General features: G+C 37.7%; 14 protein-coding genes. 3 read left to right on the forward strand and 11 right to left on the reverse strand.

What is annotated here, in order from left to right; translation table 11 throughout:
• Positions 1–66: 66 nt before the first annotated feature.
• From AC1M9K_RS03510 to AC1M9K_RS03525, 4 genes are all read right to left on the reverse strand, one after another.
• Positions 67–675 carry a hypothetical protein gene (locus AC1M9K_RS03510; RefSeq protein ID WP_035266431.1) on the reverse strand — a complete coding sequence of 203 codons (609 nt, stop codon included), beginning with the start codon at positions 673–675 and terminating at the stop codon, positions 67–69.
• A 232-nt stretch (positions 676–907) separates the two neighbouring features.
• A complete protein-coding gene (locus tag AC1M9K_RS03515) occupies positions 908–1,840 on the reverse strand; it encodes an FAD-binding protein (protein ID WP_481588522.1) in 933 nt (310 codons plus the stop codon).
• 18 nt (positions 1,841–1,858) lie between these two features.
• Positions 1,859–2,611 (reverse strand): electron transfer flavoprotein subunit beta/FixA family protein, encoded by a 753-nt coding sequence (locus tag AC1M9K_RS03520; RefSeq protein WP_035266425.1) that lies wholly within the window; start codon positions 2,609–2,611, stop codon positions 1,859–1,861.
• Positions 2,612–3,063: 452 nt separating this feature from the next.
• Positions 3,064–3,672, reverse strand: coding sequence for a LysE family translocator (locus AC1M9K_RS03525; protein ID WP_035266421.1), 609 nt, complete (start codon positions 3,670–3,672; stop codon positions 3,064–3,066).
• Positions 3,673–3,784: 112 nt separating this feature from the next.
• Between AC1M9K_RS03525 and AC1M9K_RS03530 the strand changes: the two genes are divergently transcribed.
• Positions 3,785–4,279 (forward strand): Lrp/AsnC family transcriptional regulator, encoded by a 495-nt coding sequence (locus tag AC1M9K_RS03530; RefSeq protein WP_481588523.1) that lies wholly within the window; start codon positions 3,785–3,787, stop codon positions 4,277–4,279.
• Between the two features lie 86 nt (positions 4,280–4,365).
• On the opposite strand, the gene mtlD is transcribed toward AC1M9K_RS03530, so the two are convergent.
• On the reverse strand, positions 4,366–6,513 hold the full coding sequence (gene mtlD, locus AC1M9K_RS03535) for a bifunctional mannitol-1-phosphate dehydrogenase/phosphatase (RefSeq protein ID WP_481588524.1): 2,148 nt from the start codon (positions 6,511–6,513) through the stop codon (positions 4,366–4,368).
• Between the two features lie 210 nt (positions 6,514–6,723).
• On the reverse strand, positions 6,724–7,098 hold the full coding sequence (locus tag AC1M9K_RS03540; RefSeq protein ID WP_481588525.1) for a hypothetical protein: 375 nt from the start codon (positions 7,096–7,098) through the stop codon (positions 6,724–6,726).
• Between the two features lie 335 nt (positions 7,099–7,433).
• On the opposite strand from AC1M9K_RS03540, the gene AC1M9K_RS03545 reads away from it, so the two are divergent.
• Positions 7,434–9,104 (forward strand): amidase, encoded by a 1,671-nt coding sequence (locus tag AC1M9K_RS03545; protein ID WP_481588526.1) that lies wholly within the window; start codon positions 7,434–7,436, stop codon positions 9,102–9,104.
• A 60-nt stretch (positions 9,105–9,164) separates the two neighbouring features.
• On the opposite strand, the gene AC1M9K_RS03550 is transcribed toward AC1M9K_RS03545, so the two are convergent.
• The 5 genes from AC1M9K_RS03550 to AC1M9K_RS03570 form a co-directional block, all read right to left on the reverse strand.
• The gene (locus AC1M9K_RS03550; protein WP_481588527.1) at positions 9,165–10,082 is read right to left on the reverse strand and encodes a tyrosine recombinase XerC; all 918 of its coding nucleotides are present in this window, start codon (positions 10,080–10,082) and stop codon (positions 9,165–9,167) included.
• 112 nt (positions 10,083–10,194) lie between these two features.
• On the reverse strand, positions 10,195–11,037 hold the full coding sequence (dapF, locus tag AC1M9K_RS03555) for a diaminopimelate epimerase (RefSeq protein ID WP_035267038.1): 843 nt from the start codon (positions 11,035–11,037) through the stop codon (positions 10,195–10,197).
• 11 nt (positions 11,038–11,048) lie between these two features.
• Positions 11,049–12,293 carry a diaminopimelate decarboxylase gene (lysA, locus tag AC1M9K_RS03560; protein WP_481588528.1) on the reverse strand — a complete coding sequence of 415 codons (1,245 nt, stop codon included), beginning with the start codon at positions 12,291–12,293 and terminating at the stop codon, positions 11,049–11,051.
• 47 nt (positions 12,294–12,340) lie between these two features.
• Complete coding sequence (gene lptM / locus AC1M9K_RS03565; RefSeq protein ID WP_035267033.1) at positions 12,341–12,535, reverse strand: LPS translocon maturation chaperone LptM; 195 nt, start codon at positions 12,533–12,535, stop codon at positions 12,341–12,343.
• A gap of 150 nt (positions 12,536–12,685) precedes the next feature.
• Complete coding sequence (locus AC1M9K_RS03570; protein ID WP_481588529.1) at positions 12,686–14,083, reverse strand: amino acid permease; 1,398 nt, start codon at positions 14,081–14,083, stop codon at positions 12,686–12,688.
• Between the two features lie 322 nt (positions 14,084–14,405).
• On the opposite strand from AC1M9K_RS03570, the gene AC1M9K_RS03575 reads away from it, so the two are divergent.
• Positions 14,406–15,764 carry an alanine/glycine:cation symporter family protein gene (locus AC1M9K_RS03575; RefSeq protein WP_481588530.1) on the forward strand — a complete coding sequence of 453 codons (1,359 nt, stop codon included), beginning with the start codon at positions 14,406–14,408 and terminating at the stop codon, positions 15,762–15,764.
• Positions 15,765–15,832: the final 68 nt, after the last annotated feature.

Below are 15,832 nucleotides of genomic sequence, written 5' to 3' on the forward strand. Positions count from 1 at the left end.
CACTTTTTTGCTACTTATACATAAAAAAGATCCTCGTAAGGATCTTTATAAATACATGAATATTCTTCAATGATGAAGTTCGCGCTTGTCCGCTTTCATTAAACTAAAAGAAATTGCAAATAAGCTTAAAATCAACGGAAACTCATACAGCTCTTCGAGTAAGCTTTCATTACTATTTTCTGTGAGCAGGAGCATCCCTATAAAGCGATGATGCTCTATCGCATCAGAAACAACGAGCCCAATCACAGCCAAAACCAAGGCCCAAACTGGGATAATAGCTGTCTTAAACTTGTTCACAATCTCTGTGCGTAATTTTTGGTTCAATAGTGGAAAAACCACAGACCCAATCAATACAATTGAGATACCTCGAAAATAGATTTTTGGGACATCAGGGAAATAATCTCGCCCCCAACTGGTACTACGACCAAACAATAAAACCCACCAGCAAACAGCCCAAAGCCAAAACTCTTTCTTACCTTCTCTAAGCTGTAAAGGCTTTATGTAAAAATAGCTAATAACTGCAAAGGACAACAATAAAAGAGCCTGTAAATTTTCAATCAGACGCACATCTTCCATACCAAACACATTGAAATGGACTTGATTAAATAATGGAAAAATTAAACATGAGACCGCGATTAGAACAAGCGGTAATGTTATTCGGGTGTCGACCAGCAAAACACAAACTCCCTCATTAATACATTGAAAGTATGAATGAGCTTAAAAAATGATGGCGAATCATATCACAATTACAAAAAACATATAAAACGGTAAATTCTGATCCCTTGATGAGAATAATCTATAATTTTGTTTTATGAGATTTTTTTGATGATTAAATATAAAAATGCCCTGACCAAGTAAAATGAAATGAATCATTACTCGATCAGAGCATTCGTACAGCAATGCTGAATTAGATTTTAGAAACTAATTCTGGAACCACTGTATTTAAGTCACCTACTAACCAGTAGTCAGCTACTGCATTAATTGGAGCTTCTTCATCTTTGTTGATCGCAACGATCACCTTGGAATCTTTCATACCTGCCAAGTGCTGAATCGCACCAGAGATACCTACAGCAATATAAAGGTCTGGCGCAACGATTTTACCCGTTTGACCAACTTGCATATCGTTTGGAACGAAACCAGCATCTACTGCTGCACGAGATGCACCTTGAGCTGCACCAAGCTTATCAGCTAATGGATCAAGTACTTTATGGTAGTTCTCACCAGAACCTACACCACGTCCACCAGATACAACAATGCGAGCTGCTGTTAATTCTGGACGTTCTGATTTTACGATTTCTTCAGATACGAACTTAGAAATACCCGCATCACCAGTAGAAGTTGCAGCTTCAACCGCAGCAGATCCACCTTCAGCAGCAACTGCATCAAACGCTGTACCACGAACTGTACCAACAACAACTGATTCACCAGACTCTACAGTTGCAATCGCGTTACCAGCATAGATTGGACGCTTGAAAGTTTTAGGACTATCAACTGCAATAATGTCAGTAATCATACTTACATCAAGAAGTGCTGCAGCACGTGGAAGTACGTTTTTGCCCGTCGTTGTAGACGCCGCAAGAATGTGTGAATAACCTGTACCAATTGAAGCAACAAGCTTCGCTACATTTTCAGCCAATTGGTTTGCATATGCAGCATCGTCAGCTAAAAGAACTTTGCTTACACCAGCAACTTTAGCGGCTTCATCAGCAACTGCTTGAGCGCCTGAACCAGCAACTAATACAGTGATATCACCACCGATTTTTTGAGCCGCAGCTACAACGTTTAAAGTTGCACCGTTAAGTGCTTTGTTGTCGTGCTCAGCGATTACTAAAATACTCATGATTTTTATCCTTCTGTATTAGATCACTTTCGCTTCATTTTTTAGTTTTTCAACAAGCTCATCAACAGACTTCACTTGAACACCAGCTTTACGTTCAGCAGGCGCTTCAACTTTAACAGTCTTAAGCTTAGTTGCAGGATTAACACCAAAATCTGCAGGAGATTTAGTATCAAGCGGTTTCTTACGTGCTTTCATGATGTTTGGTAGAGCAGCATAACGTGGCTCATTCAAACGTAAGTCAGTCGTAATGATCGCTGGAAGTGCTAGTTCAACAGTTTGTAAACCACCGTCGATTTCACGAGTCACTTGTACTTTATCGCCTTCAACTTTAACTTCTGAAGCAAATGTACCTTGACCAGCACCAAGTAATGCACCAAGCATCTGACCAACTTGGTTAGAGTCGTCATCAATTGCTTGTTTACCAAGAAGGATAAGTTGTGGCTGTTCAGCGTCTACAACGCCTTTAAGAATCTTCGCAACTTCTAAAGCACCAAGTTGGCTGTCATCAGCTTCAACTAGGATACCGCGGTCTGCACCAAGCGCCATTGCAGAACGGATTTGTTCTTGCGCTTCTTTAGGACCAATAGAAACAACAACGATTTCTGAAACAGTTCCTTTTTCTTTTAAGCGAACCGCTTCTTCCACTGCGATTTCACAGAATGGGTTAATTGACATTTTAACGTTAGTAAGGTCAACCCCACTATTGTCCGGCTTTACGCGAACTTTAACGTTGGCATCAACCACACGTTTTACAGCAACAAGAGCCTTCATGTAATCCTCGGCTGTTTTAACAGAAGTAAATATTCAGAAAAGTTATAATAACTCTTCATTTAAAATTTTTAGGTGTCCTATCTTGCAATGTGTTTGGCATTTCGGTCAAGTCACAATTCACAAAACTGCTGTAAAAAAGCGTAATTTTCGTTGAACGGAGCGTTCACAAAATTATTTTGTTAATAAATTTGTCAGCTTTTCAATATTTTTTGTAAAAAATTAAACTTTGATTTTTAATATTTTTTTAATTTATTAACTACATCAGTTGAATTGATGCTGTAGACTCTTATTTTACGTTGAAAAGCGTTGGCGTGAGTCACCAAATTTGAGGTAAAAAATGTCATAACAGACAGCAAAAATTACAATAACAGCTATTCTTTTTGAGTATAATTTAACCAAAGTTAATTCTATTTGAATAGAAAGCGCAAACATTAGTTTGCGCTTTTTTAATGTTAATTCACAATGAGCCATGTTGCTGCCAATGAAAGCATCACTCCCGAACCACCATCAATCCATTTTTGACGTTTTTCATTTATCCCTGTTTTCTGTGTCAAAAATGCAAATACAAAACTCAATGATGAATAAATAATTAAGCATAATCCAATGAAGATTAGGGATAAGACAATCCCCTGTCCCATAATCGAAGAGGTATGCTGGTTAATAAATTGAGGCAAAATCGCAAAATAAATAAGCATACCTTTAGGATTAAGTAAGGATGTTATAAAACCGCGTCGAATCGGACTAATGACCTGACTTTGTTTAATTTCAATATTTTTGTGATTAAGCGCAGATCGAATCAAATTAAATGCCAAATAAAGCAAATAACAGATTCCTAACCATTTGATCGTTTCAAAAATAATAGGGAAAGAAATAATGATAGCCGCAATACCCACAACGACTAAAAAAGAATGGACGAAATAACCCAAACACACCCCTAAAGTCGCCATAACGCCTGCTTTCGCATTTTTACCCATTACCTGTGACAGAATAAATAACATATCCGGACCAGGCGTAAAAATAAGAGGGATAACTGTCAAAGCAAATAACCAATAGGTAGACATTTTCTTTCTTCCATCATTAATGAAAATGAAAAAAAAGTATCTTCGAATTTACATAAAATAGGATTTCAAATATTCTATTTATTCTTTAATTTCTAGAACTTAATTCTAATATATGAAAACAATATCTAAATCAATTTCAGTTAAATTAGATCGTATCGATAAAAGTATCATTCATGAACTTCAAACCAACGGTCGAATTCAAAATAATGATTTAGCCAAAGAGATTGGCTTATCACCATCCTCTTGTTTAAGACGCGTAAAAATTCTCGAAGATGCTGGAGTCATCCAGCAATACACAACCATTGTTGATCCTCAAAAAATCGGATTACAACTTATTCTATTTTCGCGTATTTGGTTGGTGGGACAAGACGCTGAAACCATCGATACTTTTATTGAAGCGATGAAAGAACTCCCTCAAGTCATGGAGTGCTATATTATTTTGGGCGAATGTGATGCGATGTTAAAAGTTGTCGTACCTGATTTGGAGAACTATCGTAAATTTCAGTCAGAACACTTAACCAAAAAAAATGGGATTACCAGTGTGAAAACGGATTTACCCAGTCAAATCATTAAACAAAGCTATCAACTGCCCCTGCAATCAATTTAATACCATAAAGCAATCGATCCGACTGACTTTTCAGATCGGACCGATTATCCATTTTGATCTAGTCAAAAAGTCGAATGTTCAATACTTTAAGTTTTTTCAACCTCGATTTTTTCATTCAAAATATTTTCTAAAAGTGCATGCTCATTCACCGATTCACTCAATTTAGGATCACAAATTTTGAGTCTCCGTTTCAGCTCTTCCTGTAAATACAATTGATCCTCAAGTTCCAATTCAGTTTGACTAAGTTGCTGAGCAAAATGCCGAATCACATCTTCAAATCGTTGATTTTGCTTCAATATAACGTATGCATAACCCAATACAAGCCCTTTGAAAATTTCCTGATAAGGCTTGCCACGTTGAAAATTGTATGCCAATGAAGATAGTACCCGCTCACCAAAACCTAACTTACGATATGGGTCTCGTGCCACTCGATCACATGGGTCTTTATAAGCCGTCTCACAAGAGTCGATAAAACTCTTCGCCAACAATTCTAAATTTTCTTTTCGATGTGGTAGTAGATCCTTTAATCCAACTTTAACCTCATGGAGTACTGCCAACATAAATTTAGAAATTTGCTCATCAGACAGTGCAATCCCGATTGTTTCATATTGTCGAAAACTTGCAGCCCATGCTGTCATTGCATGCACACCATTCCACATGCGATTTTTGATTAACTGTATCTCTTCAATCTCTTCAACCAGAATCATTTGGCGCATTTTTTCTAATAAAGGACTATTATTTTCTACATAAAGTGGCATATCTGTTTCGGCATGGAATAAGATTAATTCTAGATTCTGTAGAATATGCGCCGATTTGAATTTTTCGTATAGATCGTCAATATACTGAGTAGCCAATTGTTCTTGTTCAGCATTTAAACGCGTCCCTTCATCCACATCCGTCACGTCTAAATCATGCTCATCCTGCACATGTCTAAAAATGTTGTATTTGATTTTTAACTGTCTAAATAATTTTTGATCTGTAATTTTCGCTACCATTCGATTGACTACTGTATCGCAAAAATAGTGCTGCGACATGATGATATTGACCGTCTTCGCATCCGTAATTTCATGCAAAGCACTACAAATCTGTTGTTCAATTAATGATTTTGCGCCTACTTTGTTCAAAACAATTAAAACTGTTAGAGGATTCAACTGTTCTTCAAAATGGATATAACGCGCATACAACCCTTGAGCAATGGTTTTAGCTTCTTGCTCGATTGCCTTTTCAGGTAAACACAGTGCAATTAAACTTGATTCAATATACATGTGCTGCATCATTTCAATATTTGATGCATCTATGACGGTTATATTGTCTATTCGCTCGTCATGAGAGTGTTGCCCATAACGAATACTGTAACCACCAAAAGTATTCACACTATTTCTATAGAGTGAATTCCGCGTTGAAGCATAGATTTGTTTTGGTCGAGTATATCCATCCCAATGAGACAATACTTGGGCAATATAGCCACCACCTATTGCCCCAAAACCATGTATCCCCACGACATGCTGATTTAAAGTCTGAGGAAAAGAGTCAAATAGAGCAGGCATTTTTAATTTTGGTGTAAATTGATTCAAATCTTCCAGAAAATCATGCATGCTTTCGTAAAAGAAATTCGCTTTTTCGAGCATGGTTGAATTAGGTTCTTTGATATCTTGAAGTAATACCGTTAATCCACCCGCTTCAAACGCCGACTTCACTCCATTTTCTGAGTCTTCAAACATTAAACATAAAGTTGGATCAATGTTCAGTTGCTCAGCAGCTTTTAAGAAAATTTCTGGGTGTGGTTTTCCATTATCAACCTCATCGCCGCATACGATAATGTCGAAAAACTTATATACATTGGCATTGATTAAATACTCTTCAGCTATTTCACGTCGACTCGAAGTTGCTACTGCCATTTTCAGATTGGACTTTCTTAAACGTTCAAGAACTTGCATGAGTCCAAATTTAATCGGCACTCCGTATTTTCTTACATGATCAAGTTCTAGCTGATCTGCTCGCTTTCTAATTTCCGCATACGGCACTTCTTGACCATATTGCTGATTTGCCAGTTTTTCGGCACTATGAGCACTTAAACCCAAACAAGATAATAAATAGGCGTCTGTAAATTCGACACCAATGAGTTCTAATGATGCTTGCTTCAACGTTTGAAAACGAAGTCGCTCCGTATCAAACATTGTGCCATCCATATCAAAAATGGCGGCATGGATATTATTTTCATGAAATTTAATCATTTACCCCTCTCCAAAAAAATTCAAAATTACTAGACAAGTGTAAAGAATTTGACTGAATCGAATGAGGAGAATAAATATATGAAACAAAATTGAACGTTATTTAATCAATAATTTTATCTTTATGTATTGAGTTGTTGGAAATGGGTAAATTTAATTTTCTATAAAGTAACAGAGCTAAAATTATTAGCCCTGTTTTTTAAATGATTTTTTTCAAACTTGATTGAGCGCCGCCAAGTAATCACGATGGACGTGACTCAATTCAATAATAGGGTATTGTTCTAGTTCAAAAATTTTCCAAACTTCAATAAAGTCTTCTTTCAAATCAACTCCTTGATCTGCAATAGGTCTTTCTTGCCATTGCTGATCAGAAATCCACAAATAAGTCTTAGATGCTATTGGATCAATCGCTTGGATTTTTCCTTCAGTATTAATACCCTGCACATAGGCATTGTTAGGTAGAGCGGCCTCAATCATCGGTAAATTGATTTCCACAAAATGTTTCACCTGACGTAAACCATAACCTGCAAAAATGTCTTTTTGTGCTGAAGAGAGTTGCTGATACTTTTGATCAATATTGTCAATCATGGCTTGACCTAATCATTCCTGCAAAATATTTTTTAATTTGTATACAACTTAAATCCATCTATTAAAGTTATACCTTAAAAATCGTATTAAAAAAATCAATTCGAAAAATTTAAGCTAAAGTTTAAGGGAAAATTATTTTTAAAAGCACAGCTTTCAAAAGCTCAATCCCAACAATACATTATTTTTCAAATAATTTTATTCGCATTAAATTAACGCATTTTATTTATATCAATGGTTATTAGCTATTTTCTGGAGCATAAAACTGTAAATTTCATTCATTTTTAGAGTGGCACATTCATTGCTTAACCAGTTTGAACTTAATCTGGGGAATGCACATGATCACATTTAAAAAAACTTTGCTTGTTGTCACGATAGCAACTTTCTTAACAGCCTGTGGTGACAATGAAAGTAGCACAAATAATTCTAACACGCCGCCTCCTGTCCCGTTTAATCCTGTAGAAGCAACCATTAGTGATTTGCATAACTCGATTTTAAGCAAAGGTTCATCTTGTGTTGATGTTGTGCAAGGTTATTTAAATCGTATATCAGCTTACGATCGACAAGGTCCTGAGCTCAATAGCATTATTTCTTTAAATCCAAATGCACTTAAAGAAGCAGAAATGCTCGACCAACAATTTGCAAAAAATTCAAAACTTTCAGGACCTCTTCACTGTGTCACTGTACTCGCTAAAGACAATATTGATGCTGTAGATATGGCGAACACAGCAGGTTCTGTAGCATTAAAAGATAATTTTCCAAATGATGATGCCTATATCATAAAAAATATCAAAGAAAATGGCGGAATCATTTTAGGAAAAGCCAATCTTGATGAGTTCGCTTTCGGCTTTGGTGGAAAATCAACTCTAGGTGATCAAACTAAAAATGTGTATGACTTAAGTAAAGGCCCAGGTGGTTCATCATCAGGAACTGGCGCTGCCATATCTGCAAGTTTTGCAATGGTGGGAATAGGAACTGATACAGGAGGGTCAATTCGTGTGCCTTCATCAGTACAGGGTCTTGTCGGTTTACGACCATCTTTACGTCTTTTGAGCCAAGATGGAATTATTCCACTGGCACCAACTCAAGATACTGCTGGACCAATGTGTAGACAAGCTATTGACTGTGCAAAATTAATGGATGCAATGATCGGATTCGATAGCTCATTAAGTTCAAATCAACGTAGTGAATTTGCACGTACTTCTCCTCTTCTAAAATCAGAGTCTGCTTACCGCGAATTGATTAATCAACCGAATAGCTACGTTCCTCATGACACTGTAAGTCTTGAAGGAAAGCGTATTGGTATAGTACAAGCACTTTACCCTTCCGAAGGTTCAACCACTCAACAGAAAGAAGACTACAATCTCGTTAAAGAAGCAATGGATAACGCGATTACTAAACTTGAAGAGGCAGGAGCGACTGTAGAAATAGTTACAATAAGCGATCTAAATACAATTTTGACACGTTATTCGAGTCTTTCAAGTGCTGAATTTAAAATATCACTTACAGAATATCTAAAGACCACAAGAAGTATTTACCAATCGTATGAAGATTTACTCGCTAGTGAACTAATGATCCGTAACTTCAGCGGCTATAATTCTGATCCAACAAGTGCATCATATATTGAGAATTATGAGCGCAACACCACTGAAAGAAGTCCTTTCGTGCGCTTACGCATGAATAGCGCTTTAAATAATGTTGAACTAGATGGTACTCGTAAAGGCTTACAATACGACGCTTTAGCCTACCCTTCTATTACTGGGTTTGCTGGCAATTTAGGAAGTAGCCCGACCACAGGTACAAATAATCGCCTAAGTCCGTTTAGTGGTTTTCCTGCATTATCTATGCCTGCTAAATCAGTCAACTCAAGTCGCAGTAGTTATCCTATGAATGTTAACATCGAGTTTATTGCTCGTGAATTTGATGAGCCGACTTTATTTGAAATCGCAGTCGCATTCCAAAAAGTGAATCCCGCACGTATGATACCTATACACACACCAGCACTATAAACAGATAACTTTATCATTCAGTACAGTATTAAGTATATTCAATATACTTAATACTGAGGATTAAGATTTTTGGGCTCTAGGGTGAGCTTTATCATAGACTTGAGCCAAACGATCAAAATCTAACTGAGTATAAATTTGTGTCGTAGATAGATTACTATGACCTAGCATTTCTTGAACTGCTCGTAAATCACCACTGTTTGAGAGCAGATGACTAGCAAAACAGTGTCGCAGTAAGTGAGGATGTAAATCCACATTAACACCCGCTCTTTGTGCTTGCAATTTGACTCGATTTTCAATCTGTCGATTCGTCAATCGACTCCCTTTTTTGGTAATAAAAACTGGAGAATCCAATTCAATGTCTCCACACCAGATACGATGGACTTTGAGCCATTCAATTAAACCTGTTTTCGCTTTCAAACCAAAAGGAACAACCCGAGTTTTATTTCCCTTACCTATAATTCGAAGTAATTGTCGTGTAAAATCGATATCTCGAATATTCAATCCTTGTACTTCAGCTAATCGTAAACCACTTGAATAAAGCAGCTCTAAAATAGCTTTATCTCTTAACCACAAGAGATGATCTTGAGAGGATTCAGGTGCCGGTTGATCCAAGATTTGCTGAATCGTTTCGACATCAACCATACCCGGCAAAGGCCTTGGCTGTCTTTTTAACTTAAAATCATGAATGGGATTATTCGATACATATTTCCCTTCCACAGCCCATTTCATGAATTGACGAATGGCTGTTAAATGACGTTGTAAGCTTGCACTGTTGAGTTGATGTTGTTCAACCTTATAAGCCATATATTCTCGTAAATCAGATGCTTCAACTTGATTTAATTCAATTTTCTTTTCATAACAAAAGTCAATAAAACCAGACACATCACGGAAATACGCCTCAAGCGTATGCTCAGATTGATTTTGAATCTTTCTCTCTTTCAACCACATTGACAGCAATTGCATTGCGCCATATTGCATTTGGTTTTCTCTCTATTGAATCGATGCCTAATCATCAATACTCGTGGGCATTCCAACAAATCATAAAGTAAAAAGCCCTGAATTTCAGGGCTTTTTAGTCAGGAAATAAGTTTTATTGAAAATAACGTAGATCCAAACGACCTTCATAAACCGTTGCAGTTGGACCAGTCATCCAAACCACATCTCCCTCTTTCCATTCAATCAGCAATTTACCGCCGGCAAGTTCGATTTCCACATTGCTAGACAATAAACCACGGCGCATACCTGAGACAGCAGCAGCACATGCACCTGTACCACAAGCTAATGTTTCTCCCACACCACGTTCAAAAACTCGTAATCGAGCATGTTTTTCATCAACGATCTGCATAAATCCAGCATTTACACGCTCAGGAAAACGTTCGTGAGATTCCACTTGAGGGCCTATTTTAGCAACATCAGCAGTTAACACGTCTGGCACAATGGTCACTGCATGCGGATTTCCCATATTAACCACATCGATGCTGATCGTCTCATTATCCGCTAAAGCTAAATCATATAAAGCAGCAGGCGCTTCTGCTAAAAATGGGATTTGGTTCGGTAAGAACTTCGGATACCCCATGTTCACACGCACCCATCCATTCGCACCCAACTCAGGCTCGACAATCCCCGCCTTTGTTTGCACTTTGAATTTAGTTTTATTGGTTAAATGACGATCATGAACAAATTTGGCAAAACAACGAACCCCATTGCCACATTGCTCAACTTCAGAACCATCCGCATTAAAAATGCGATATTTGAAATCAACGTTCGGATGGTCTGGTGTTTCAACAATTAATAACTGATCAAAACCAATGCCAAAATTACGGTCAGCCAACCGGCGAATCATGACAGGATCTAGATAAGCACGTTGGCTGATTAAATCAACCACCATGAAGTCATTACCTAGACCATGCATTTTAGTAAATTCTAGCAACATCTATTGTCTCCTTAAGGCAATAAGGACTCACGTTCCCACAGAGACTCAATCGTTTCGCGTTGACGAATTAAGTGTGCTTGATCACCGTCAACCATCACCTCTGCTGCACGACCTCGGCTGTTGTAATTTGAACTCATCACAAAACCATAAGCACCTGCACCCAAAACAGCTAAATGATCGTTCGCTTGAATCGCAAGTTCACGCTCTTTACCGAGGAAGTCACCTGTTTCACAGATCGCACCAACCACATCCCAAACTTTTTTCTCAGTTTGCGAATTTTGATTAACCTCTTGGATATCCATCCAAGCTTCGTACAAAGAAGGACGAATCAAGTCATTCATTGCTGCATCAACAATTGCAAAATTGCGATGATTGGTTGGTTTTAAAAGATCAACTTTCGTCACCAATACGCCAGCATTCGCCGAAATACTACGCCCTGGCTCCATATACACTTTTAGACCAAGTTTTTCTAATGCAGGACGTAAAGCATTTGCATATTCTTCAACTGTCGGTGGAACTTCATCTTTATAAGTCACACCAAGACCACCACCAATATCAATATGTTTGAGGTTGATCCCTAATTTTTTCAATGCTTCAATCATGTTCATGACACGATCAAGTGCATCAACAAAAGGTTGAGTTTCAGTCAATTGTGAACCAATATGACAATCAATTCCTACGATATCTAAGTGACTTAAACTTGCTGCATACTGATAAGTTTCATATACCGAATCAGAAGGAATACCAAATTTATTTTCTTTAAGACCAGTAGAGATATATGGATGTGTTTTGGCATCAACATCTGGATTTACCCGAAGTGAAATTGGAGCTTTTACATTAAGTTCTGCTGCAACTTTTTGAATACGGTCAAGCTCTGCATATGATTCCACATTAAAACACGCAATACCCACTTCTAATGCTTGACGAATGTCAGCTTCAGACTTGCCCAAACCAGAGAAGACTATTTTAGAAGCGTCACCACCTGCGCGTAAAACACGTGCTAATTCACCACCAGTCACGATATCAAACCCGCAACCAAGTTTCGCCAACACATTTAGAACAGCGATATTTGAGTTTGACTTCACTGCAAAACAAATTTGGTGATCGATAAAATTAAAAGCACGATCCATATCCAAATAATGTTTTTCAAAAGTTGCTTTTGAATAAACATAAAGTGGTGTACCAAATTGCTGAGCAAGTTGATCCAATGAACATTGTTCTGCGTGCAAAACCCCTTGAATGCGAGGGAAACTCATGGATGTATCCTTTCTAAATTGCGCTGGAGAAAAAAAATAAATGAATATTAATCTTGAGTAGGTACAGCATCTGCTTTAGGTTCAGCTTGATCCTGACTTGGGCGATCACTGTTTTTATAAATTAAATATTGTGCTCGCTTGTCATAGTTTGGATCACTGGGTAGTTGTAATGCACCAGTCTGACCACATCCAGCCAAAATTGAAACAACGGCTGCACTGATAACTCCGATCAAAATACGCATACCTACACCTATCAGTAAAATTTATAGAAGTATACCTTGATCATCTAATTCACCAAAGTATTTAACGCAACAGATTAATAACAGAAATAAAAAAACGCCAGTAATTACTGACGTTTCTTTTGACCTAAATTGCAAATCATTTATAAGTTTTTATTTTTTCTTATAAAAACCAAAATAACCAATGATCAGAATAACAAACCAAATCGGGCTCACCATCAATGCACGGCGAGTATCATCTTCTAAAGCCAATACCCCAATCATGCCAATAAAAAAAATAGCAACAATCGCACATGTAACCAATCCACCTGGTAGTTTAAATATCGATTTTGCATGAAGTTCTGGGCGTGTTTTGTAATACACCACATAACTCCAAATAATCATCAACCAAACACAAATAAATAAAATGGTGGAAAGTGTTGTCGCTAAAGTAAATGCTTCCACCGTATTCGGTACGAAGTATTGCAGTGCTGCCCCTAGTAACAAACATCCTGCTGAGAAATACAAGGCATTCGCTGGCACAGCTCGCTTATTTAGTTTTCCAAAAGCTTCAGGAGCTTGAGTCTCGCGCGACAAGCCAAACAGCATGCGGCTGGTTGAGAATACGCCACTGTTCATCGATGACATCACTGAAGACAATACAACCAAATTCATAATAATAGCAGCGGCTGCAATACCTGCTTGACTAAACAAGTTTACAAATGGGGAAATATTCGGATCAATCTTATTCCATGGTGTAACCGACATCACCACCAGCAACGACAAAACATAGAAAATAATGATTCGAATAGGAATCGAGTTGACAGCTTTCGGCAAGTTCGTTTCAGGATCTTTAGTTTCAGCTGCGGTTGTACCCACCAGTTCTACACCCACAAAAGCAAAAATTGCGATTTGGAAGCCTGCCAAGAAACCGATTGCACCTGTTGGGAAGATCCCGCCGTTTGACCAAATATTGCTAAATGCTGCGATTTCACCTGATGTAGAAGTGAAACCTGTAAATATCATCCAAAAGCCAACGCCAATTAAAACCACAATTGCGATAATCTTGATTAAAGCAAACCAGAATTCTAATTCACCAAACAGTTTCACTGTAACAAGATTCAATCCCATAATAAATACGATTGCAGCGATGCTAATCATTACCCCTTCTTCAGGGCTAAAAGGCATCCCATTATTGAAGAACTGAAGGTAATAAATGATCGCCGATAAATCTGCAATACCGATGGTGATCCAACACAGCCAGTAGGTCCAGCCCACAAAGTAACCTGCCCATGGTCCAATTAAATCCGTGGCGAAATCTATAAACGACTTATATTGCAAATTTGAAAGCAACAATTCGCCTAGTGCTCGCATCACTAAAAAAACCATGAAACCGATGATCATGTAAATTACAAGAATTGAAGGACCAGCTAGGCTAATTGTTTTCCCAGAGCCCATGAACAAACCTGTTCCAATTGCGCCTCCAATTGCAATTAACTGCAAATGTCGATTGGATAGACTTCGTTGTAATTCACCATTTTGCTGAGGCGAATTTATATTTTGATCTGACATTTTCAAATTCACCAAATATATTAATCGGCACAACTTAACTGAAAAAAATCAGATTTCAAAAAGAAAATTAGCACGATCAATATTTTCTAATTAGTTTAAAGTATTAATTCATTTTTCTTATATATCACCAGAATGATCAATTATTCATCATATTTATTTATCTTATTTTGAGTAAAATATTGAAAATCTTGTTGTTATATGTAAAAAATATAAGTGCAAAAAATAATCAAAAGGAATGATGTGTTTGATCGCGCAAAAGTATGGCATATCCCTTGCTTGATCATGCATGTAAAAAACAATCAGGAAAATAAGAAGGTAATTTATGCAAGAAATACAATCAATCATGGAAACACTCAGCGGCTTAGTCTGGGGACCTTATATGCTGGTGCTGATTGTTGGGACAGGTGTTTTCTTAACATTCCGTCTACTTTTTTGGCAATTCAGGATGCTTCCATTGGCATTTAAACAAGTGTTCGGGAAACACCCAGATAAAAAAGACTCGGGAGATATCTCACAATTTGCCTCACTCATGACTGCACTTTCAGCCACGATTGGTACAGGTAATATCGCAGGGGTAGCGACTGCTTGTGTACTGGGTGGTCCGGGTGCTGTATTCTGGATGTGGATGACTGCATTTTTCGGTATGGCAACCAAATACGGTGAAGGTGTTTTGGCGGTCAAATACCGTGTAAAAAATGAAAAAGGAGAAATGTCTGGTGGTCCAATGTACTACATTGAACGAGGACTTGGCGCGAAATGGAAGTGGCTCGCAGTCCTCTTCGCATTATTTGGTACATTAGCATCCTTTGGTATTGGTAGCTCAGTTCAATCAAACACAGTGGCACTAGCAGTAGAAAATAGTTTGGGTATAAGCACGCTCACCACTGCCATCATTATTACAATTTTCTCTGCATTGGTGATTTTAGGCGGTATTAAGTCTATTTCCAAAGCATCCTCAGTTATTGTTCCAGTCATGGCTCTAGGCTATGTCATTGGCGGGCTAATTATTATTTTCAATAACCTTGAATTAGTTGTTCCTGCTTTAAAAATGATCTTTACCTATGCATTCACAGGTGAAGCAGCAGTAGGTGGTGCGATTGGTGCAGCGATTCGTTACGGTGTTGCCCGTGGTGTATTCTCAAACGAAGCAGGTATGGGTTCAGCGCCAATTGCAGCGGCAGCAGCAAAAACTGATCACCCTGCCCGTCAAGGCCTAGTTTCAATGACAGGTACATTCATTGATACAATTATTGTGTGCTCAATTACGGGTATTGTTCTTGTTATGGGTTTCATCATGGCAGGACAAAGTTTCGGTGATCAAACTGGGGCTGTTTTGACTATTAGTGTTTTTGACAAATTACTACCAGGATTTGGGGGCTGGGTTGTTACGTTCGGAATCATCTTTTTTGCTTATTCAACTATTTTAGGTTGGAGTTATTATGGTGAAAAATGTTGCACCTATTTACTGGGTGAAAAGTCAGTATTTATCTATCGTCTCATTTATATTGCTTCGGTATTTGTAGGCTGTGTCGTCACACTTGATTTAGTTTGGCTTTTCGCAGACACCTTCAATGGTTTAATGGCAGCACCAAACTTAATTGCCTTATTATTACTTTCTGGAATTATTGCAAAAGAATCTAAAGATTTTATTGAACGACGAAAATCTGGTGAGCTTTATTAAACCAATTAATAGAATCAAACCAAAAAAAAGCCTCATTGATGAGGCTTTTTTTGTCTTTTCACGAAAAT

It is taken from the genome of Acinetobacter sp. 24-47-67, from assembly GCF_056779735.1.

Coding starts and splice junctions, on each gene's coding strand:
- AC1M9K_RS03515 (WP_481588522.1), bottom strand. CDS start 1,840: ATGAGTATTTTAGTAATCGCTGAGCACGACAACAAAGCACTTAACGGT.
- AC1M9K_RS03520 (WP_035266425.1), bottom strand. CDS start 2,611: ATGAAGGCTCTTGTTGCTGTAAAACGTGTGGTTGATGCCAACGTTAAA.
- AC1M9K_RS03525 (WP_035266421.1), bottom strand. CDS start 3,672: ATGTCTACCTATTGGTTATTTGCTTTGACAGTTATCCCTCTTATTTTT.
- AC1M9K_RS03530 (WP_481588523.1), top strand. CDS start 3,785: ATGAAAACAATATCTAAATCAATTTCAGTTAAATTAGATCGTATCGAT.
- mtlD (WP_481588524.1), bottom strand. CDS start 6,513: ATGATTAAATTTCATGAAAATAATATCCATGCCGCCATTTTTGATATG.
- AC1M9K_RS03540 (WP_481588525.1), bottom strand. CDS start 7,098: ATGATTGACAATATTGATCAAAAGTATCAGCAACTCTCTTCAGCACAA.
- AC1M9K_RS03545 (WP_481588526.1), top strand. CDS start 7,434: ATGATCACATTTAAAAAAACTTTGCTTGTTGTCACGATAGCAACTTTC.
- AC1M9K_RS03550 (WP_481588527.1), bottom strand. CDS start 10,082: ATGCAATATGGCGCAATGCAATTGCTGTCAATGTGGTTGAAAGAGAGA.
- dapF (WP_035267038.1), bottom strand. CDS start 11,037: ATGTTGCTAGAATTTACTAAAATGCATGGTCTAGGTAATGACTTCATG.
- lysA (WP_481588528.1), bottom strand. CDS start 12,293: ATGAGTTTCCCTCGCATTCAAGGGGTTTTGCACGCAGAACAATGTTCA.
- lptM (WP_035267033.1), bottom strand. CDS start 12,535: ATGCGTATTTTGATCGGAGTTATCAGTGCAGCCGTTGTTTCAATTTTG.
- AC1M9K_RS03570 (WP_481588529.1), bottom strand. CDS start 14,083: ATGTCAGATCAAAATATAAATTCGCCTCAGCAAAATGGTGAATTACAA.
- AC1M9K_RS03575 (WP_481588530.1), top strand. CDS start 14,406: ATGCAAGAAATACAATCAATCATGGAAACACTCAGCGGCTTAGTCTGG.